General features: G+C 63.3%; 16 protein-coding genes. 8 read left to right on the forward strand and 8 right to left on the reverse strand.

Going from position 1 to position 19,562, the window contains the following annotated elements; genetic code table 11:
- Positions 1 to 59: 59 nt before the first annotated feature.
- The 7 genes from nusA to CCOS191_RS03480 all read left to right on the forward strand — a co-directional run bounded on the left by nusA (position 60) and on the right by CCOS191_RS03480 (position 8,928).
- Complete coding sequence (nusA, locus tag CCOS191_RS03450) at positions 60 to 1,541, forward strand: transcription termination factor NusA (protein ID WP_038706865.1); 1,482 nt, start codon at positions 60 to 62, stop codon at positions 1,539 to 1,541.
- 27 nt (positions 1,542 to 1,568) lie between these two features.
- Complete coding sequence (gene infB / locus CCOS191_RS03455; protein WP_046854067.1) at positions 1,569 to 4,106, forward strand: translation initiation factor IF-2; 2,538 nt, start codon at positions 1,569 to 1,571, stop codon at positions 4,104 to 4,106.
- Positions 4,107 to 4,223: 117 nt separating this feature from the next.
- Entirely contained in the window at positions 4,224 to 4,622 is a 399-nt protein-coding gene (gene rbfA, locus CCOS191_RS03460) for a 30S ribosome-binding factor RbfA (protein WP_023629337.1), read from the forward strand.
- Positions 4,623 to 4,625: 3 nt separating this feature from the next.
- Positions 4,626 to 5,543 carry a tRNA pseudouridine(55) synthase TruB gene (truB, locus tag CCOS191_RS03465; RefSeq protein WP_046854068.1) on the forward strand — a complete coding sequence of 306 codons (918 nt, stop codon included), beginning with the start codon at positions 4,626 to 4,628 and terminating at the stop codon, positions 5,541 to 5,543.
- 150 nt (positions 5,544 to 5,693) lie between these two features.
- Positions 5,694 to 5,963, forward strand: a complete 270-nt coding sequence (rpsO, locus tag CCOS191_RS03470) for a 30S ribosomal protein S15 (protein WP_023629335.1) — start codon at positions 5,694 to 5,696, stop codon at positions 5,961 to 5,963.
- Positions 5,964 to 6,211: 248 nt separating this feature from the next.
- Entirely contained in the window at positions 6,212 to 8,317 is a 2,106-nt protein-coding gene (gene pnp, locus CCOS191_RS03475) for a polyribonucleotide nucleotidyltransferase (protein WP_023629334.1), read from the forward strand.
- 260 nt (positions 8,318 to 8,577) lie between these two features.
- Positions 8,578 to 8,928 (forward strand): BON domain-containing protein, encoded by a 351-nt coding sequence (locus CCOS191_RS03480; RefSeq protein ID WP_046854069.1) that lies wholly within the window; start codon positions 8,578 to 8,580, stop codon positions 8,926 to 8,928.
- Between the two features lie 95 nt (positions 8,929 to 9,023).
- On the opposite strand, the gene CCOS191_RS03485 is transcribed toward CCOS191_RS03480, so the two are convergent.
- On the reverse strand, positions 9,024 to 9,326 hold the full coding sequence (locus CCOS191_RS03485; protein ID WP_046854070.1) for a putative quinol monooxygenase: 303 nt from the start codon (positions 9,324 to 9,326) through the stop codon (positions 9,024 to 9,026).
- A 60-nt stretch (positions 9,327 to 9,386) separates the two neighbouring features.
- Here CCOS191_RS03485 and CCOS191_RS03490 point away from each other — a divergent pair, with 60 nt between their 5' ends.
- Positions 9,387 to 9,800, forward strand: coding sequence for a VOC family protein (locus CCOS191_RS03490; RefSeq protein WP_046854071.1), 414 nt, complete (start codon positions 9,387 to 9,389; stop codon positions 9,798 to 9,800).
- Between the two features lie 111 nt (positions 9,801 to 9,911).
- Here the strand turns inward: CCOS191_RS03490 and CCOS191_RS03495 are convergent, their stop codons facing one another.
- The 7 genes from CCOS191_RS03495 to pgi all read right to left on the reverse strand — a co-directional run bounded on the left by CCOS191_RS03495 (position 9,912) and on the right by pgi (position 19,524).
- Entirely contained in the window at positions 9,912 to 12,848 is a 2,937-nt protein-coding gene (locus CCOS191_RS03495) for a DUF748 domain-containing protein (protein ID WP_046854072.1), read from the reverse strand.
- A gap of 79 nt (positions 12,849 to 12,927) precedes the next feature.
- Positions 12,928 to 13,797: an oxygenase MpaB family protein gene (locus CCOS191_RS03500; protein WP_046854073.1), complete on the reverse strand. Its 870-nt coding sequence runs from the start codon at positions 13,795 to 13,797 to the stop codon at positions 12,928 to 12,930.
- A gap of 31 nt (positions 13,798 to 13,828) precedes the next feature.
- Positions 13,829 to 14,182 (reverse strand): antibiotic biosynthesis monooxygenase family protein, encoded by a 354-nt coding sequence (locus CCOS191_RS03505; protein ID WP_046854074.1) that lies wholly within the window; start codon positions 14,180 to 14,182, stop codon positions 13,829 to 13,831.
- 35 nt (positions 14,183 to 14,217) lie between these two features.
- Positions 14,218 to 15,201: a zinc-dependent alcohol dehydrogenase family protein gene (locus tag CCOS191_RS03510; protein ID WP_046854075.1), complete on the reverse strand. Its 984-nt coding sequence runs from the start codon at positions 15,199 to 15,201 to the stop codon at positions 14,218 to 14,220.
- 183 nt (positions 15,202 to 15,384) lie between these two features.
- Positions 15,385 to 15,687 (reverse strand): ArsR/SmtB family transcription factor, encoded by a 303-nt coding sequence (locus tag CCOS191_RS03515; RefSeq protein ID WP_023631021.1) that lies wholly within the window; start codon positions 15,685 to 15,687, stop codon positions 15,385 to 15,387.
- Positions 15,688 to 15,768: 81 nt separating this feature from the next.
- Positions 15,769 to 17,703, reverse strand: a complete 1,935-nt coding sequence (acs, locus tag CCOS191_RS03520) for an acetate--CoA ligase (protein WP_046854076.1) — start codon at positions 17,701 to 17,703, stop codon at positions 15,769 to 15,771.
- A gap of 156 nt (positions 17,704 to 17,859) precedes the next feature.
- Positions 17,860 to 19,524 carry a glucose-6-phosphate isomerase gene (gene pgi, locus CCOS191_RS03525; RefSeq protein ID WP_046854077.1) on the reverse strand — a complete coding sequence of 555 codons (1,665 nt, stop codon included), beginning with the start codon at positions 19,522 to 19,524 and terminating at the stop codon, positions 17,860 to 17,862.
- Between the last annotated feature and the right edge of the window lie 38 nt (positions 19,525 to 19,562).

The raw sequence follows: 19,562 nt of genomic DNA on the forward strand, positions 1-19,562 counted from the left end.
GACGTGCCGGGCCCGGCGGATGTTCCGGGGCCAATGGCTTGCGCAAGGCGAGGCGTACGATGAGCAAAGAAGTACTGCTGGTTGTTGAATCGGTATCCAACGAGAAAGGTGTACCGCCAGGCGTCATTTTCGAAGCGCTGGAAGTGGCCCTGGCCACTGCAACCAAAAAACGTTTTGAGGACGAAGTCGACCTGCGTGTGGAAATCAACCGCCACACCGGTAGCTACGAGACCTTCCGCCGCTGGACCGTGGTCGACGAGAACGACCTGGACGATCCGGCGATCGAGACCTGGCTGGAAAAGATCCAGGACACGCACCCGGATGCCAAGATCGGTGACGTGATCGAAGAGAAGATCGAGTCGATCGAGTTCGGTCGCATCGCCGCGCAGACCGCCAAGCAGGTCATCGTGCAGAAAGTCCGCGAGGCCGAGCGCGCCCAGGTGGTCGATGCCTACCGCGAGCGCGTGGGCGAGATCATCTCCGGTACCGTCAAGAAGGTCACCCGCGACAACGTCATCGTCGACCTGGGCAACAATGCCGAGGCGCTGCTGGCGCGCGAAGACATCATTCCCCGTGAGACCTTCCGTGTCGGCGTGCGTCTGCGTGCGCTGCTCAAGGAAATCCGCACCGAGAACCGCGGCCCACAGCTGATCCTGTCGCGCACCGCGCCGCAGATGCTGATCGAACTGTTCCGCATCGAAGTGCCGGAAATCGCCGAAGGCCTCATCGAAGTCATGGCCGCCTCCCGTGATCCGGGTTCGCGTGCCAAGATCGCCGTCCGCTCCAAGGACAAGCGCATCGACCCGCAGGGTGCCTGTATCGGCATGCGTGGTTCGCGCGTTCAGGCCGTATCCGGCGAGCTGGGTGGCGAGCGTGTGGATATCGTCCTCTGGGACGAGAACCCGGCGCAGTTCGTCATCAACGCCATGTCGCCGGCAGAGGTTGCCGCGATCATCGTTGACGAGGACGCCCATGCGATGGATATCGCCGTTGCCGAGGACAACCTGGCCCAGGCGATTGGCCGTGGTGGCCAGAACGTCCGCCTGGCCAGCCAGCTGACCGCCTGGACCCTGAACGTGATGACCGAGAAGGACATCCAGGCCAAGCAGCAAGCTGAAACCGGCGACATCCTGCGTAATTTTGTCGAGGAACTGGAAGTCGACGAGGAGCTGGCACAAGTGCTGGTCGACGAAGGCTTTACCAGCCTCGAAGAAATTGCCTACGTACCGTTGGAAGAAATGCTCAACATCGATGGCTTTGACGAGGAAATCGTCAATGAGCTCCGCGCTCGAGCCAAGGACCGTTTGTTGACCAAGGCCATCGCTACCGAAGAAAAACTGGCAGACGCCCATCCGGCCGAAGACCTGCTCTCCCTAGAGGGCATGGACAAGGACCTGGCGGCGGAACTGGCGGTGCGCGGCGTGGTTAACCGCGAAGACCTGGCCGAGCAGTCGATCGACGACCTGCTCGACATCGACGGCATCGACGAAGAGCGTGCCGGCAAGTTGATCATGGCCGCCCGAGCCCACTGGTTCGAGTAATTAGGCGCGGCCTGAGGAGAGAAGTGCATGACGCAAGTCACGGTGAAAGAACTGGCCCAAGAGGTCGAGGCACCGGTAGAGCGCCTGCTGCAGCAGATGCGTGAGGCAGGTCTGCCGCACACCGACGCCGGTCAGGTAGTGACCGACAATGAGAAGCAGACCCTGCTGACTCATTTGAAGAGCAGCCACAAGAGCAAGGCGGAAGAGCCGCGCAAGATTACCTTGCAGCGCAAGACCACCAGCACTCTGCGTGTCGCCGGTAGCAAGAGCATCAGCGTAGAAGTACGCAAGAAGAAAGTCTTCGTGCAGCGCAGCCCGGAAGAGATCCAGGCTGAGCAGAAACGCGAGCAGGAAGAGCGTCGCGCCGCGGAAAACGCCGCGCGTGAGAAGGTTGAAGCCGAAGTTCGCCAGCGCAACGAGGAGCAGGCACGCCGTCAGGCCGCCGAGGCTCCGGCCGCCGCGCCAGCGCCCAAGGCCGAGCCTGCGCCAGCCGCTGCCCCGGTAGTGGCCAACGCACCGGTGTCCGAAGACGCCGCCGCGCGTGCTGCCGAGCGCAAGAAGGACGAGACCCGTCGTAACGAAAGCCGCACCCGTGATGACGATCGTCGCGGTGGTGGCCAGGCTACCGCCGGCCGTGGCGAAGCGCCGCGCATGTCGGTCAAGGTCAAGGTCAAGGAGAAGGAAAAGGCTCCGACTCCGCGCGCCGCGCCGCGTACCACCGATGAAGAAAGCGATGGTTTCCGTCGCCGCGGTGGCAAGGGTAAAGGCAAGAAGCGCAATGCGCATGGCTTCCAGAGCCCGACCGGCCCGGTTATCCGTGACGTGGCGATCGGCGAGACCATCACGGTCTCCGATCTGGCCAACCAGATGTCCGTCAAGGGCGCTGAAGTGGTCAAGTTCATGTTCAAGATGGGTACTCCGGTCACCATCAACCAGGTGCTCGACCAGGAAACCGCTCAGCTGGTAGCAGAAGAGCTGGGCCACAAGGTCACACTGATCAGCGACACCGCCCTGGAAGACTCCCTGGCTGAATCGCTGAAGTTCGAAGGCGAGACCACTTCGCGTGCGCCGGTCGTGACCGTCATGGGCCACGTCGACCACGGCAAGACCTCGCTGCTCGACTACATCCGTCGTGCCAAGGTTGCTGCTGGCGAGGCCGGTGGTATCACCCAGCACATCGGTGCGTACCACGTCGAAACCGACCGTGGCATGGTTACCTTCCTCGACACCCCTGGCCACGCTGCGTTCACGCAAATGCGCGCCCGTGGTGCCAAGGCGACCGACATCGTCATCCTGGTGGTGGCGGCGGACGACGGCGTGATGCCGCAGACCCGCGAAGCCGTGCAGCATGCCAAGGCAGCTGGCGTACCGCTGGTCGTTGCAGTGAACAAGATCGACAAGCCAGGCGCAGACCTCGATCGCATCCGTAACGAGCTGTCCGTCGAAGGCGTGACCTCCGAGGAATGGGGTGGTGACACGCCGTTCGTCAAGGTTTCGGCGAAGATGGGTACCGGCGTCGACGAACTGCTCGAAGCGGTCCTGCTGCAGGCCGAGATCCTCGAACTCAAGGCCACCCCGACCGCACCTGGTCGTGGTGTCGTGGTCGAGTCGCGTCTGGACAAGGGCCGTGGCCCGGTGGCGACCATCCTGGTTCAGGACGGTACCCTGCGTCAGGGCGACATGGTCCTGGTCGGCTCCAACTATGGCCGCGTGCGTGCCATGCTCGACGAGAACGGCAAGCCTGTGAAGGAAGCTGGCCCGTCGATCCCGGTCGAGATCCTCGGCCTGGACGGTACGCCGGACGCCGGTGAAGAGATGTCGGTGGTTGCCGACGAGAAGAAAGCGCGTGAAGTTGCGCTGTTCCGTCAAGGCAAGTTCCGTGAGGTCAAGCTGGCCCGTGCTCACGCCGGCAAGCTGGAAAACATCTTCGAGACCATGGGTCAGGAAGAGAAGAAGACCCTCAACATCGTCCTCAAGACCGACGTGCGCGGCTCCCTCGAGGCGCTGCAAGGTTCGCTCGGCGGCCTGGGCAACGACGAAGTTCAGGTTCGCGTCATCGGTGGCGGCGTCGGTGGTATCACCGAAAGCGATGCCAACCTGGCGCTGGCGTCCAACGCTGTACTGTTCGGCTTCAACGTGCGTGCCGATGCCGGCGCGCGCAAGATCGTCGAGCAGGAAGGTCTGGATATGCGTTACTACAACGTGATCTACGACATCATCGAAGACGTCAAGAAAGCCCTGACCGGCATGCTCGGCAGCGATGTTCGCGAGAACATCCTGGGTGTCGCCGAAGTCCGTGACGTGTTCCGTTCGCCGAAGTTCGGCGCCATCGCTGGCTGTATGGTCATCGAGGGTACCGTGTACCGCAACCGTCCGATCCGCGTTCTGCGCGACGACGTGGTGATCTTCGAAGGCGAGCTGGAATCGCTGCGTCGCTTCAAGGACGATGCGTCCGAAGTACGCAACGGCATGGAGTGCGGTATTGGCGTCAAGAGCTACAACGACGTCAAGGTCGGCGACAAGATCGAAGTGTTCGAGAAAGTCCAGGTGGCTCGTACCCTGTAAGGGCCGAGCGTGGTGCAGGCCCCGCCCCAGGGCGGTTGCCTGAACCTCTGAAGGTAGCGCCCGGTCAGGCTTCGAGCTTGACCGGGCGTTTGCCGCTTTAAGATACAGGTAGCAAGAATGGCAAAAGAATACAGCCGTACCCAACGTATCGGTGATCAGATGCAGCGTGAGCTGGCAGAGCTGATCCGCCGTGAAGTCAAAGACCCGCGTGTCGGCCTGGTGACCATCACCGCCGTCGACGTCAGCCGTGACCTGGGCCATGCCAAGGTCTTCATCACCGTCATGGGCGAAGAAACCCCGGACGCCGTCAAGCAGTCGCTCAAGGCCTTGAACAGCGCCGCCAGCTTCCTGCGCCTGCACCTGGGCCGCTCGATGCAGCTGCGCAGCGTGCCGCAGCTGCATTTCCACTTCGATGAAAGCGTGAGCCGTGGTGTGCATCTGTCGGCGCTGATCGAGCGTGCGGTGGCCGAAGACCGCCAGCACCAGGATGCCGACGCGCCGGACACCAAGGAGTAAGCGGTGGCCCAGGTCAAACGTATCCGCCGCAACGTCAGCGGCATCATCCTGCTCGACAAGCCGTTGGGGTTCACCTCCAACGCTGCCCTGCAGAAGGTCCGCTGGCTGCTCAACGCCGAGAAGGCCGGCCACACCGGCAGCCTCGATCCGCTGGCCACCGGCGTGCTGCCGCTGTGCTTCGGCGAGGCCACCAAGTTCTCGCAGTACCTGCTCGACTCCGACAAGGGCTACGAGACGGTGATGCAGATGGGCCAGACCACCACCACCGGGGACGCCGAAGGCGAAGTGCTGAAGACCCGCGACGTGACCGTTGGTCGCGCCGACATCGAAGCGGTCATCCCGCGTTTTCGCGGTGAAATCCAGCAGGTGCCGCCGATGTACTCGGCCCTCAAGCGCGACGGCCAGCCGCTGTACAAACTGGCGCGCGCAGGAGAGGTAGTGGAGCGTGAGGCGCGTTCTGTTACTATTGGCCGGTTGGACCTGCTGGAGTGCGAAGGCACTCGGGCACGCCTGTCGGTTGGCTGCAGCAAGGGCACCTATATCCGCACCCTGGTGGAGGATATGGGCGAGGCGTTGGGCTGTGGTGCCTACGTCGCCGAGCTGCGCCGCACCCAGGCCGGCCCCTTCGAGCTGGCCCAGACTGTCACGCTCGAAGAGCTGGAACAGGCTCACGCCGAAGGTGGCAACGAAGCGCTCGATCGCTTCCTGATGCCCTCGGACAGCGGCTTGCAGGACTGGCCATTGGTGGTATTGTCCGAGCACAGCGCGTTCTACTGGCTACATGGCCAGGCAGTACGTGCGCCGGACGCGCCGCAATTCGGCATGGTCCGCGTACAGGATCACAATGCCCGCTTCATCGGTATCGGTGAGGTGAGCGAAGACGGGCGCATTGCGCCGCGTCGACTGATTCGGTCGGAATGACCGATACCACAGGGCGAGGTCAACGCTTTGCCCTGCGGATTCGAGGATGGCTGTTAGTAGGCACGGTCATTACTCTTTTTATTAATACAGGGATCCAGTCCCTGGCCTATTGGACCCCGCTTGCGGGATCCGTTTATCAGGAGAAGCCAAATGGCCCTCAGCGTCGAAGAAAAAGCTCAGATCGTTGCAGACTATCAGCAAGCCGCCGGCGACACCGGTAGCCCGGAAGTACAGGTTGCCCTGCTGACCTTCAACATCAACAAGCTGCAAGGCCACTTCAAGGCCAACGAAAAAGACCACCACTCCCGTCGTGGTCTGATCCGTATGGTCAACCAGCGTCGTAAGCTGCTGGATTACCTGAAGGGCAAAGACACCACTCGTTACAGCGCCCTGATCGGTCGCCTGGGCCTGCGTCGCTAATAGCGGCCTGGCCAGTGGTGTTGCATGGTGTGTCGCATTCTTCGGCTACGCTGCCTGTCAGCGTCGCCGTTGGACACGCCGCGCGATCTGCGAGGTTGGCAGCCTGGTGTGCCGAGCGGTTTATCCGCCCGGCGCCAGGCTCCCAGCCTCGTGTTGTATCTGGACGGTCAATGGGGCCGATTCCCCGTTCTGCCCAAGAATTCGCAAGAACCAGTTCCCCCAAGAGCCACTGAAAAAGGTAGGAAACCGTGAACCCGGTAATCAAGCAATTCCAGTTCGGTCAATCGACCGTTACCCTCGAAACGGGCCGCATTGCCCGTCAGGCCACCGGCGCCGTGCTGGTCACCGTCGACAACGATGTCACCGTGCTGGTGACCGTGGTCGGTGCCAAGCATGCCGATCCGAGCAAGGGCTTCTTCCCGCTGTCCGTGCACTACCAGGAAAAGACCTACGCCGCTGGCAAGATCCCAGGTGGTTTCTTCAAGCGTGAAGGCCGCCCATCCGAAAAAGAAACCCTGACTTCGCGCCTGATCGACCGCCCGATCCGCCCGCTGTTCCCTGAAGGTTTCATGAACGAAGTGCAGGTTGTCTGCACCGTGGTTTCCACCAGCAAGAAGACCGATCCGGACATCGCTGCGATGATCGGTACCTCGGCTGCCCTGGCCATCTCGGGCATTCCGTTCGAAGGCCCGATCGGCGCCGCCCGCGTTGCCTTCCACGAAAGCACCGGCTACCTGCTGAACCCGACCTACGAGCAGCAGGCCGCTTCGAGCCTGGACATGGTCGTTGCCGGTACCGAGTCGGCCGTACTGATGGTTGAATCGGAAGCCAAAGAGCTGACCGAAGACCAGATGCTGGGCGCCGTGCTGTTCGCCCACGACGAATTCCAGGCCGTGATCAAGGCTGTCAAAGAGCTGGCTGCCGAAGCCGCCAAGCCGACCTGGGACTGGAAACCTGCCGTTGCCAACACCGAGCTGTTCAACGCCATCCGCGCCGAGTTCGGCGAAGCGGTGTCGCAGGGCTACACCATCACCGTCAAGGCCGACCGCTACGCGCGCCTGGGCGAGCTGCGCGATCAGGCGATCGCCAAGTTCTCCGGTGAAGAAGGCCAGCCATCGGCTGGTGAAGTCAAAGACATCTTCGGCGAGATCGAATACCGCACCGTTCGCGAAAACATCGTCAACGGCAAGCCACGTATCGACGGTCGCGACACCAAGACCGTGCGCCCGCTGAACATCGAAGTCGGCGTTCTGCCGAAGACCCACGGTTCGGCCCTGTTCACCCGTGGCGAAACCCAGGCCCTGGTCGTCGCGACCCTGGGTACCGCCCGTGACGCCCAGCTGCTGGACACCCTCGAAGGCGAGAAGAAAGACCCCTTCATGCTGCACTACAACTTCCCGCCGTTCTCGGTAGGTGAGTGTGGTCGCATGGGCGGTGCTGGCCGTCGTGAAATCGGCCACGGCCGTCTGGCCCGTCGTTCGGTACAGGCCATGCTGCCGGCCGCTGACGTGTTCCCGTACACCATCCGCGTGGTATCGGAAATCACCGAGTCGAACGGCTCCAGCTCCATGGCTTCGGTCTGCGGTGCCTCCCTGGCGCTGATGGACGCGGGCGTGCCGATGAAGGCGCCGGTTGCCGGTATCGCCATGGGCCTGGTCAAGGAAGGCGAGAAGTTCGCCGTACTGACCGACATCCTGGGTGACGAAGACCACCTCGGCGACATGGACTTCAAGGTAGCCGGTACCGCCAAAGGCGTCACCGCGCTGCAGATGGACATCAAGATCAACGGCATCACCGAAGAGATCATGGAAATCGCCCTGGGCCAGGCCCTGGAAGCGCGCCTGAACATCCTCGGCCAGATGAACCAGATCATCGGCGAATCGCGTACCGAGCTGTCGGCCAACGCTCCGACCATGATCGCGATGAAGATCGACACCGACAAGATCCGTGACGTCATCGGCAAAGGCGGCGCCACCATTCGCGCCATCTGCGAAGAGACCAAGGCTTCGATCGACATCGAAGACGACGGCTCGATCAAGATCTTCGGCGAAACCAAGGAAGCCGCGGACGCTGCCAAGCAGCGCATCCTGGGCATCACCGCCGAAGCCGAGATCGGCAAGATCTACGTCGGCAAGGTCGAGCGCATCGTCGACTTCGGTGCCTTCGTCAACATCCTGCCGGGCAAGGACGGCCTGGTGCACATCTCCATGCTGAGCGATGCTCGTGTCGAGAAGGTCACCGACGTGCTGAAGGAAGGCCAGGAAGTCGAAGTACTGGTACTGGACGTGGACAACCGCGGCCGTATCAAGCTGTCGATCAAGGACGTTGCCGCTGCCAAGGCATCGGGCGTCTAAGCCTTTCGAGGCTAAAGGAAGGACCCTTCGGGGTCCTTTTTTTATGCCTGCCGCAAAATAGTTGAGAGCATGCATCTTGCACGTGGCTTTTTTACCGGGATTGCAAAATGCACGGTACGGGCTTCTGATTGCTTTGTTTAACTCATTGATTTCAAAGGGTTTATAGGGCGTGCAAAAACTGGCACAGCCCCTGCAACTACCTTCCTACCTGACGCCAGGAACCAAGGCGCAGACCTTTCGAAAAAACAGGAGTGACCCACATGAAGAAGTTCGCCATTGCTGCCGCTACTGCTACCGCTCTGACCCTGACCATGGCTAACGCGGCTTTCGCTGCCCAGTCCACCCAGGCCCCAATGACGCTTGCGGCCGGTGAGGTGACCAAAGCCAAGGAAGCCACTTCCGACACCTGGATCACCACCAAGGTGAAGGCTGACCTGATGACCGAGAAAGGCGTGCCGGGCAGTGACATCAAGGTTGAAACCAACAAAGGCGTAGTGTCCCTGTCTTCGGACGTGGCCATTACCGATGCACAGAAAGACATGGCGGTTGCCATCGCCAAGAAGATCAAAGGCGTACAGGCCGTCTCGGCTGATGGCCTGAAAGCCGAATAAGGATTGTCCCGTCGGCCAAAAGGATTTGGCCACCCCTTCAAGCAAAAGCCCCGGCCATCGCCGGGGCTTTTCTATGGGCATTCAGGAAGGCGGCTTCAGCTCACCGGGTTTCGGGCGATCACATCGCTCTCGAAGCACACCTGTTCTTCGATCAGCGGCTCCACCAGGGGGCGGCTGTCGCGAAAATGCGCGGTCCGGGTATGCGCCTCGTACGCCTCATCGTCCTGGTAGATCTCGTACAGGTAGATGACATCGGCATCCTCCCGGTCCTGCGAGACATCGAATACCAGGCAACCCGGCTCGGTGGCGACCGACGCCGCGGCGTTGGCATTGATGGCTGCCAGGAAGGCATCGGCGGTACCGGGTTTCACCCGCGTCTTGATAAATAGGCAGTACACATGACGTTCCTTTTGTTTTAAATTCCATTGTGAATTGTATACAAAAAAGGAGCCGCGCTCATGTCCGATCTACCTGCCCGCCCAGGCCGTCTCAATGGCCTGCGGCATATCGCCCTGCTGGTCCCCAATCTGGAGGAGTGCGAGCGCTTCTACGTGGATGTGCTGGGCATGGAGGTGCTCAACCGTGCCAACGAAGACCTGGTCTACCTCACCTGCGGCAATGACAACCTGTCGCTCGGGCGCGGCGCAGGCGCGGCCAATGGGCTGCAGACCCTGGATCATTATGGTTTCATCGTCGACAGCGTGGAGGAACTGGAAGCCTGGTACCAGTACTTCAAGGCCCATGGCGTGACGCTGCTGGACCGCCCGTTCAATCACGGCGATGGCGCGCGCAGCTTCCATTTGCTGGACCCGGCGGGGAACAAGGTGCAGCCGCTGTATCACCCGGCGGTATCGGGGCAGCGGCTGGCCTGATGGTATTGATCGCCTGCGTTGCCCTCATCGCCGGCAAGCCGGCTCCCACAGAGGTACAGTCTGTATCTGTGGGAGCCGGCTTGCCGGCGATTAGGGCGACTCGGTCGAGGGTTACTCGGCATCCAGGTGCATCGGCGTCACCACGCGGCCATCGCTCTCGGCCTGGCCGAGGTTGGTGTCGATGAAGTACACGCGGTCATCTTCCAGCTGGCCCTTGTCTACCAGGTAGTCCTTGATGCTGCTGGCCCGCTCCTGGCCCAGGTTGCGCAGCAACACGGCGCTTTCCGCCCAGGACTTGATGACCGCCTCGCGCAGCTTGGCGCTGCGCTCGTCACGGCCCAGGTCCTGCCATTCAGCCGGGGGCTGCTGTTTCAGGCGGGTACGGTAGATACCCTCGAGCATCGCCGGCTTGTCGCTGTCGTCCACCACCAGCAACGAAGCATTGGCCGGCACCTTGTCGCCCCGACGCTGGAGGATCTTGTACCAGGTGGCCTGGTACTCACGCTCCAGGCGCTGCTGGGCAATCAGCGGGCCGTCACTGCTCTGGGCCGCCGTGCCTTCGATTTCCAGGCGCAGCTCGGGGCGCTCCTTGAGGGCCGAGGCGAGCTTGTCCAGGGACGCTTGAACCTCAGGCGTGAGGTCGCTCGAGCCGGCGGCGAACGACACGTTGCCGAGATCTTCCGCGCCACCCCCCGAGACCAGCCCGCCAAGCAGTTTGAACGGCGCCTGCGCCGCGCGCAGCACCAGGTTGCGCAGGGTCTGCCAGACGATCGGCATCACGCTGAACTGTGGGTTGTTGAGGTCGCCCGACACCGGCAACTCGATGGAAATCTTGCCTTCGGTATCCTTGAGCAGGGCCACCGCCAGGCGGATCGGCAGGTCCACGGCATCCGGGCTGTCGACCTTCTCGCCCAGCTGCAGTTGCTCGATCACCACCTTGTTCTCGGCCTTGAGCTGGCCGTTGGTGATCAGGTAATGCAGGTCGAGGTTCAACCGGCCCTTGCGGATGCGCATACCGGCGAACTTGCCGGAGTAGGGCGTCAGGGTCGTCAGCTCGACACGCTTGAAGCTGGTGGCGATGTCGAGGCTGGCCAATGGGTTGAACGGGTTGAGCGCGCCCTTGATGGTCACAGGCGCGTAACGGTCCACCTTGCCCTTGATATCGACCTTGGCCGGTAGCGGCTTGCGGTTGTCGATGGTACCGATCTGGCCGTTGAGCTGCTGGACTGCGGTGGCGAAGTTAGGCGTCAGGGTCAGGTCGGCGAAGTTGGCCGAGCCGTCGTTGATGCTGATCTGGCCGATGTGGATGCCCAGCTCCTTGCCGCTGCCGGCAGAGGCGGGCTTGCTCGCGGCCGTGGCAGGCTTGTCGGCGGGTTGCGGGATCAGCAGGTCGTCGACGTTGGTGGTGCGGTCTTCGTTGATGATGAAGCGTGCGTAGGGTTGCAGCAGGGTGACCTTGTCGATCGACAGGGCATCGCCATGCACGTACGACAGGCCATCGACGTTGACCTGCTGCCATTTGACGAAGTCGCGGTTCTTGATGGTGTCCAGGGTGTGCAGCTGGTTGGCCTGGGCCTTGCCGGTGATGGTGAAGGCCAGGGGCTCGGTGCTCTTGAGGTCGACCTTGAGGTCGCTGGAGAGCATGCCGCTGCGCAGCTCCAGGCGGATGAACGGGCTGATGTAGGCCTGGGCCACCCGCAGGTCGATATCGCGGGTGGCAACGTCGAGCTTGGCCGAGACCGGTGCCAGGTTGACCTGGCCTGCGGCCTGTAGCTTGCCCTGCTTGCCCACGCCGGTGTCGAGCTTGAGGGTGAAGGGCGACTGGTTGAGGCTGTCGAAATTCTGCAGGTCGAGGTTGAGCGGGCCGACATCCAGGGCCACGGGCTCTTTCTGGCTGCGATCGGCCAGGTGGACCATGTAGTTGCGCGCCTGCACGTCCTTGAGCAGGACCTGCCAGGGCTTGCTCGGCTCTTTGGCAGCCTGTTCTTCCGGGGTGGGTTCGGCGGCGGCGGGCTCGGCCTTTTCCTTTGGCGTGGCCTTGGCCGGCTGGCTGGCGAACAGCTTCTGCCAGTCGAGCTGGCCGTCCTTCTCCAGGGCTGCCCAGGTTTCCAGCTTGTCGCTGCGGATCTTGCCGACGGTTACCAGCTGCTTGGCCAGGTCGATGGAGGTTTCACTGACCTCCAGGCTGGCCAGGCGCGCCAGTGGGCGGCCATCCGGTGCCTTGATGGCGAAGGGCGCGACCCGCACCGAGGTGTTGTCGAGCAGCAGCTCGGTTTCCTTGGAAAGGTTGAGCTTGTAGTGGGTGTCGAGGCTGACCATGCCGTCTTCCAGCACCAGCGGCACGGCGTCGCGCACGTAAGGCCAGAACAGCTTCATCTTGCCGTCGGTGACTTTCAGCGTGCCCTCGGAAGCGATTGGCGTCAGGCTGAGCGTGCCGCTCCAGTCGATACGCCCACCCGCCGGGCCGTTGGCCACCAGGGTCATGTCGGCGTTGTCGTCGGGCAGGGTGCTGAGGTTCTTCAGCTCCAGGTTCATCGAGTCGTAGAGAAACTCGATCGGCTCGCTCGGGCGCAGGTCCTGGAAGTGCAGGTAGCCCTCGCTCAGCTTGATGCTGGCGATGCGCAGCGGGAACGGGTCGCTTGGCGGCTCCTCGGCCTTGGGCTCGCTGGGCGGGAGCTTGAACAGCTGGGCCAGGTTGAGGCTGCCGTCCTTGGCGAACAGCAACTCGGTACGCGGCTTGTCCAGCTCCACTGCGTCGAGGCGCAGGGCCTTGGTCCACAAGCTGTCGAGGGACAGGTTGGCGTAGAGGCGCTCGAAGCCGACCTGCTCCTTGCCGGGCTCGCCGATCTGCAGGCCCCACAGGGTCAGTTCGAGGCTGAACGGATTGAGTTCGATGCGCTGCAGATGTGCCGGCACCGTGGCGTACTGCGCCAATTGCTGGTTGGCGATGCGCAGGGCGATGCCGGGGAGAATGAAGAAGCCGAGCAGGCTGTACAGGGCCACGAGGGCCACGAGTGCGCCGAGGGCGCGGGTCAATCCTTTGGGCATGTGTCGCTTCGTCTGTATCAGGCTGGAGTGCTTGGAGTATGGCACGTTAAATCGGTTCCGATGAACGGACCAAAATACCTCATTCGACGCCCATGCGCCGCCTGGCGCGCTGCGCCGAGCCATTGCGCATGGCCCAGCGCAGCACTGGCGCGGTATTGCTCAGGCCCAGGCGGATCATGCGCCGCTCGACCGCGCCCTGGTGCAGGCCGAGCATTGCGCTGGCCCAGTCCGGCAGCAGGTCGATGCCGGCCTTGAGCATCAGCTTGCCCACCGGCTCGGCGAGGCGGCTGGGGGCCGGGGCCTTGAGCAGGATATCGACCACCTCGAGGCTGCGCGCATCGCACTGCAACTGCGGGCGCATGCGCTGCAGGTAGGCATCCACCTCGGCACAGGAACGGGGCACGTCGCGCGCGCCCAGGCGTTCGGCGATCAGGGCGATCTCGTTGTAGTAGGCGTCCTGCGCGCTACGCGGTAGACCAGGATTGCGGTAGCGCAGGTGGGCGGCGAGGAAGCTGCTGACTTCGGCCACATGCACCCAGGTCAGCAGGTCGGGGTCGCTGGCAGCGTAGGGGCGGCCATCGGCCGCGGTGCCGACCACTTTGAGGTGGATGGTGCGGACCTTGTCGATCAGCCACTCGGCGTCACGGGTCGAACCGAAGGTGGTGCCGGAGATGAACTGGCTGGTGCGGCGCAGGCGGCCGAGCAGGTCCTGGCGAAAGTTCGAATGGTCCCAGACCCCGGCCAGGGCCAGCGGATGCAGCAGTTGCAGCATCAGTGCACTGATCCCGCCCACCAGCATGCTGGGGAAGTCGCCATGCACCTGCCAGCTGATGCTCTGTGGGCCGAACAGGCCGGGATCGCCCTTGGGCGACTCCAGGTCGAGCTGGCCGAGGGCCAGCCCGGTGAGGCTCATGACTTGGGTTTCGATGCGGCGACGCAAGGTTTCCATGGCGACCTGTGCTGGCCGCCATGGCGGCCGTCTATGGGGTTGGGCGATTGTCGTCCAGTCGGGCACCGCCCGGGCTGGTGGGCGCGTGCGTTTCGAACGCGCCGCCCTGCACATGATAAACCGTGGGCTCCTCGGAAAAATATGGTGTCAGGTGGGCCATGAAGACCTGGTGGTCTTCACTGGCCTCGAAACCCGGCGCGTGGTCCTCGAGTGTTTGCCATTGCACGATCAGGTTGAATTGATGGGGGCTCTCGATCCCTTGCGCGAGCACATGGCTGACGTGACCCTTGGCTCGGCTGAGCAACGGGGCGACCTCGGCGAATGCGTGCGTGAAGGTATCGACGTGGGTCGGATGAATGGGAAGCAGGGCAATTTCGTAGATCATGGAGGTCCTTGAAGTCGAAAAGGGTGGCAGGTGCTTCAAGCGCTTGCGGGATCGGCCATGGGCGCGACCGCAATGGCGATCTTTCCCTGCAGGCCATTGTTGGCGCTTTGCAGCCGGGCATGGGCGAGGGGAACCTCAGCGAGGGTGTAGACGGCGCCCACGTGTGGCTTCAGTTGCCCGCGCTCGACCAGCGCGCTCAATTCGTCGAGCTTGCCGCGGTGCTGCCGGGTGAAGACGAAGTGGTAACTCGCGTTGCGGCCCCAGGCCTGGATCAGGTTCTGCGGTTGCGCGATGTCCACGATCGACACCACGCGCCCCAGTTGCGCCAGGACGTCCGGGCTGCGTGCCAGGGTATCGCCACCGATGGTGTCGAAGACCACGTCGACGCCTTGGCCCCCGGTTTCCCGCAGGACGACATCGACATAATCCTGATGCTCATAGTCGATGACCACGTCCGCGCCCATTTGCCGCACGAATTCGGCATTGGCCTCGCGCACGGTGGTGAACACCCTTGCGCCCATGGCCTTGGCCAGCTGGATCGCCACGTGGCCGACACCACCTGCGCCGCCGTGAACCAGAATGCGCTCGCCCACCCTGAGCGCCGCACGCACTACCAGGGCCTCCCAGGCCGTGCCGCCGACCAGGCTCAGGCTGGCGGCCTCCAGATGGCTCAGCGAAGGCGGTTTCAGGCCGATGATGCCTTCGGCGGCGACGTGGTACTCGGCATAGCTGCCCGCCCCGTCGAAGATCTGCGGTGTGTACCACACCTCGTCGCCCGGCCTGAACGCGGTCACGCCCGGCCCGACGGCTTCGACGACGCCGGAAACGTCGTGCCCGGTAATGGCCGGGAGGGGCACCAGGTCGGAGTAGTCGCCACGCCGAACCTGGTAATCCAGGGGGTTGATGGAGGTGGCGTGCACCCGGACCAGCACCTGTCCGGCCTGCGGCACCGGTTTGGCGACATCGCGATAGGCAAATGCGTCCGGGCCGCCAAAGGAATCCAGTATCAACGCTTTCATGGTGTTTCCTCGCTTCGATAAAAAGGGATATCGGGAAATGTCGATGTATTAAGTGAAATGAAGTTGCTGTTCTGTTCCTTGGCACCTGTCAGATGCCGTAGTTGCTGCCTCCTTGGGTTCGATAAAAAGATTCGATAAAACGGGATATCGGGAAAAATCGATGTATGGAGATAAAAGTAAAACCTACAACTCGCTCCCGATCAGCTCGGCGAGCGCGCTGATGGCTGCTTCGTTACGCTTGTAATAGGTCCACTGGCCAATGCGCCGGACTTCGACCAGGCCTGCGCGCTGCAGGGTGGCCAGGTAGTCGGACACCGTCGACTGCGACAACCCCACGCCTTCCTGGATGCTGCTCACACAGACGCCCACCGTATGAACGTCACCTTCGTCCTGGGGAGGAAAGTGTTTCACCGGGTCTTTCAGGCCTTTGAGGATCTCGAGACGGGTACGGTTCGAGAGTGCCTTGAATATGTCGAGCAGTTCCATGGCGCGATAATATCGGGATTTACCGATATGTCAATGCGGTAAAGGATGATCGGGGCGGCGGTGGTGGCCGCCCCGAGGGTTCTACTGGTTGAGACGTTTGTCGATCAGGCCCTGGACCACGCTGGGGTCGGCGAGGGTGGACGTATCCCCCAGGTTGTCCAGCTCGTTGCAGGCGATCTTGCGCAGGATGCGCCGCATGATCTTGCCCGAACGGGTCTTGGGCAGGGCGGGCGCCCACTGGATCAGCTCGGGCTTGGCGAAGCTGCCGATTTCCTTGCTGACCAGGGCCAGCAGTTCGGCCTTGAGCGCATCATCCGGTTCTATGCCGTTCATGGGGGTTACGAAGGCATAGACGCCCTGGCCCTTGAGGTCATGGGGATAACCGACCACCGCGGCTTCGGCGACGCTGTCGTGCAGCACCAGCGCGCTCTCCACCTCGGCGGTGCCGATGCGGTGGCCGGAGACGTTGATCACGTCGTCGATGCGCCCGGTGATCCAGTAGTCGCCGTCGGCGTCGCGGCGGGCGCCGTCGCCGGTGAAGTAATAGCCGGGCATGGGCTTGAAGTAGGTGTCGACCATGCGCTGGTGGTCGCCGTAGACGCTGCGGATCTGCCCGGGCCAGCTGGCCTTGATCGCCAGCAGGCCGGCGCCTGGCCCCTCGATGAGCTTGCCCTTTTCATCCAGCAGCACCGGCTGCACGCCGAACATCGGTTGGGTGGCGCAACCGGGCTTGAGCCTTTGTGTGCCGGGAAGGGGCGTGAGCATGATGCCGCCGGTCTCGGTCTGCCACCAGGTGTCGACGATGGGGCAGCGTTTCTGCCCGACCGCCTCGAAGTACCATTCCCAGGCCTCCGGGTTGATCGGCTCGCCGACGCTGCCGAGCAGGCGCAGGCTCTGGCGCGAGGTGCCCTGCAGCGGGCCGGAGCCTTCACGCATCAGGGCCCGCAACGCGGTGGGCGCGGTGTAGAAGATGTTCACCCGGTGCTTGTCCACCACCTGCCAGAAACGCGAGGTGTCGGGGTAGTTGGGCACGCCCTCGAACATCAGCGAGATCGCGCCGTTGGCCAGCGGGCCATAGACGATATAGCTGTGGCCGGTGACCCAGCCGACGTCGGCGGTGCACCAGAACACTTCGCCGTCGCGGTAATCGAATACCACCTTGAAGGTCATCGTGGCCTGCAGCAGGTAGCCGGCGGTGCTGTGCAGCACGCCCTTGGGCTTGCCGGTGCTGCCGGAGGTGTAGAGGATGAACAGCGGGTCCTCGGCGTTCATCGGTTCGGGCGGGCAGTCGTCACCGGCCTTTGCCGTTGCCTCGTGGTACCAGAGGTCACGGCCTTCGCGCCAGCTGACGTCGCCGCCGGTGCGCTTGACCACGAGCACGCTGCTGACGGCCGGGCAGCTGGCCAGCGCCTTGTCGACATTCAGCTTGAGCGGTATGCGCTTGCCGCCGCGCACTCCTTCGTCGGCAGTGATCACGGTACGGCAATCGGCGTCGAGGATACGGTCGCGCAGGGCATCGGGGGAGAAGCCGCCAAACACCACCGAGTGAATGGCGCCGATGCGGGTGCAGGCGAGCATCGCGTAGGCGGCCTCGGGGATCATCGGCATGTAGATGCATACCCGGTCGCCTTTGCTCACGCCCCGGGCTTTCAGGGCATTGGCCAGCCGGCACACCTGGCGGTGCAGCTCGCGGTAGCTGATGGCCTTGCTGTCCTTGGGATCGTCGCCCTCCCAGAGCAGGGCGGTCTGTTCGCCGCGCTTGGCCAGGTGGCGATCGATGCAGTTATGGCTGACATTCAGCTGGGCGCCGTCGAACCAGCGCGCCGTGCCGGTCTTCAGGTCGCATTGCTGCACGCTCGACCAGGGCTTGATCCAGTCCAGGCGCTTGGCCTGCTCGGCCCAGAAGGTGTCGGGGTCGTCCACCGACTGGCGATAGAGGCGGCGGTAGTCGTCGTCGGAGAGTGTGGCGGCCTGGCTGACGGCCAGTGCCTCGGGATAGTCGCGGATATCGAACATGGCGGGTGGTCCTGCTCTTGTTAGGGGCGAGGGACTGCAACGGCTATTCGATGGACAGTGTAGAAGGTGGGGGTGTTCCCGGGCGGAAAGCATCGCGGGGCAAGCCGCATCGGCGCACCGATGCGATTTGCCCCGCGATTGACGGCTACAGGTCGATCAGCCGCGGTGACGGCCGCGGAAGTAGTTGATCAGGCCTTGGGTCGAGCCATCCTCGGCGCTGTCTTCCTGGGCGCCGACCAGGCGCTGGTACACGCCCTTGCCCAGTTCCTTGCCCAGCTCCACGCCCCACTGGTCGAAGGCGTTGATGCCCCAGACCACGCTCTGCACGAACACCTTGTGCTCGTACATTGCCACCAGCGCGCCAAGGCGGCGCGGGCTGATGCGCTCGACCACCAGGGTGTTGCTCGGGCGGTTGCCCGGGATCACCTTGTGCGGCGCCAGCTTGGCGATGTCGTCCTGGTTCAGGCCCTTGGCGCGCAGTTCGGCCTCGGCTTCCTCGAGGGTCTTGCCGAGCATCAGTGCCTGGCTCTGCGACAGGCAGTTGGCGTACAGCCACTGGTGATGGTCGGCCACCGGGTTGAAGCTCACCACCGGCACGATGAAGTCGGCCGGGATCAGCTGGGTGCCCTGGTGCAGCAGCTGGTGGTAGGCGTGCTGGCCGTTGCAGCCGACGCCGCCCCAGATCACCGGGCCGGTTTCGGTCTGCACCGGCGTGCCATCGGTCAGCACGCTCTTGCCGTTGGACTCCATGTCCAGCTGCTGCAGGTGCTTGGTGATGTTGCGCAGGTAGTGGTCGTACGGCAGGATCGCGTGGCTGCGGGCGCCCCAGAAGTTGCCGTACCACACGCCCAGCAAGGCCAGCAGCACCGGCATGTTCTTCTCGAACGGCGCGGTCTGGAAGTGCTGGTCCATGGTGTAGGCGCCGGACAGCAGCTCCTTGAAGTTGGCGGTGCCGATGGCCAGGGCGATCGGCAGGCCGATGGCCGACCACAGCGAGTAACGCCCGCCCACCCAGTCCCACATCGGGAAGATGTTCTCTTCGCGGATGCCGAAGGCCACGGCCGCGGCCTTGTTGCTCGACACGGCGATGAAGTGGCGGTACAGCTCGGCTTCCGAGCCGCCCTGGGCCAGGTACCAGGTACGCGCGGCCATGGCGTTCTTCAGGGTTTCGAGGGTGTTGAACGACTTCGACGACACGATGAACAGGGTGGTCTCGGCGCGCAGGTTGGCCGACAGTTCATGGAACTCGCTGCCGTCGATGTTCGCCAGGTAGTGGCAGCGCACGCCGCGCTGGGCGTAGGGCAGCAGAGCCTCGGAGACCAGCTCCGGGCCCAGGAACGAGCCGCCGATGCCGATGTTGACCACGTCGGTGATCGGCTTCTCGCTGTAGCCGCGCCACAGGCCGTCGTGGATGCGCCCGACCAGTTCGGTGATCTGGTTGAGCACCTTGTGTACTTCGGGCATCACGTTGACGCCGTTCACGCTGAGTTTGTCGCCGACCGGGCGGCGCAGGGCGGTGTGCAGCACCGGGCGGCCTTCGGAGGCGTTGATGATCTCGCCGCTGAACATCGACTTGATGGCTGCTTCCAGGTCGACTTCCTTGGCCAGGTTGACCAGCAGGTCTCGGGTCTGCTCGGTGATCAGGTTCTTCGAGTAGTCGAGAAACAGGCCGCAGCTGCTCAAGGAGAACTGGTCGAAGCGCTTGCCGTCGGCGGCGAAGGCTTCGCGCATGCTGAAGCCCTGCATGGCGTCGCGGTGTTGCTGGAGCGCCTGCCAGGCGGGCAGCGCCGTCACATCGTGGGGGGTACGGTAATACGCCATTGCGGGTGGTTTCCTTGTTGCATGGTCAGGCTTGGACA

This window comes from Pseudomonas sp. CCOS 191, from assembly GCF_001007005.1.
Lineage (GTDB): Bacteria > Pseudomonadota > Gammaproteobacteria > Pseudomonadales > Pseudomonadaceae > Aquipseudomonas > Aquipseudomonas soli.

Bases quoted from the DNA above. Each gene is read 5' to 3' on its own strand.
- infB (WP_046854067.1), top strand. From the start codon at position 1,569: ATGACGCAAGTCACGGTGAAAGAACTGGCCCAAGAGGTCGAGGCACCG.
- nusA (WP_038706865.1), top strand. From the start codon at position 60: ATGAGCAAAGAAGTACTGCTGGTTGTTGAATCGGTATCCAACGAGAAA.
- pgi (WP_046854077.1), bottom strand. From the start codon at position 19,524: ATGGCGTATTACCGTACCCCCCACGATGTGACGGCGCTGCCCGCCTGG.
- acs (WP_046854076.1), bottom strand. From the start codon at position 17,703: ATGTTCGATATCCGCGACTATCCCGAGGCACTGGCCGTCAGCCAGGCC.
- rpsO (WP_023629335.1), top strand. From the start codon at position 5,694: ATGGCCCTCAGCGTCGAAGAAAAAGCTCAGATCGTTGCAGACTATCAG.
- rbfA (WP_023629337.1), top strand. From the start codon at position 4,224: ATGGCAAAAGAATACAGCCGTACCCAACGTATCGGTGATCAGATGCAG.
- CCOS191_RS03515 (WP_023631021.1), bottom strand. From the start codon at position 15,687: ATGGAACTGCTCGACATATTCAAGGCACTCTCGAACCGTACCCGTCTC.
- CCOS191_RS03505 (WP_046854074.1), bottom strand. From the start codon at position 14,182: ATGATCTACGAAATTGCCCTGCTTCCCATTCATCCGACCCACGTCGAT.
- CCOS191_RS03490 (WP_046854071.1), top strand. From the start codon at position 9,387: ATGTCCGATCTACCTGCCCGCCCAGGCCGTCTCAATGGCCTGCGGCAT.
- CCOS191_RS03510 (WP_046854075.1), bottom strand. From the start codon at position 15,201: ATGAAAGCGTTGATACTGGATTCCTTTGGCGGCCCGGACGCATTTGCC.
- CCOS191_RS03495 (WP_046854072.1), bottom strand. From the start codon at position 12,848: ATGCCCAAAGGATTGACCCGCGCCCTCGGCGCACTCGTGGCCCTCGTG.
- CCOS191_RS03500 (WP_046854073.1), bottom strand. From the start codon at position 13,797: ATGGAAACCTTGCGTCGCCGCATCGAAACCCAAGTCATGAGCCTCACC.
- CCOS191_RS03480 (WP_046854069.1), top strand. From the start codon at position 8,578: ATGAAGAAGTTCGCCATTGCTGCCGCTACTGCTACCGCTCTGACCCTG.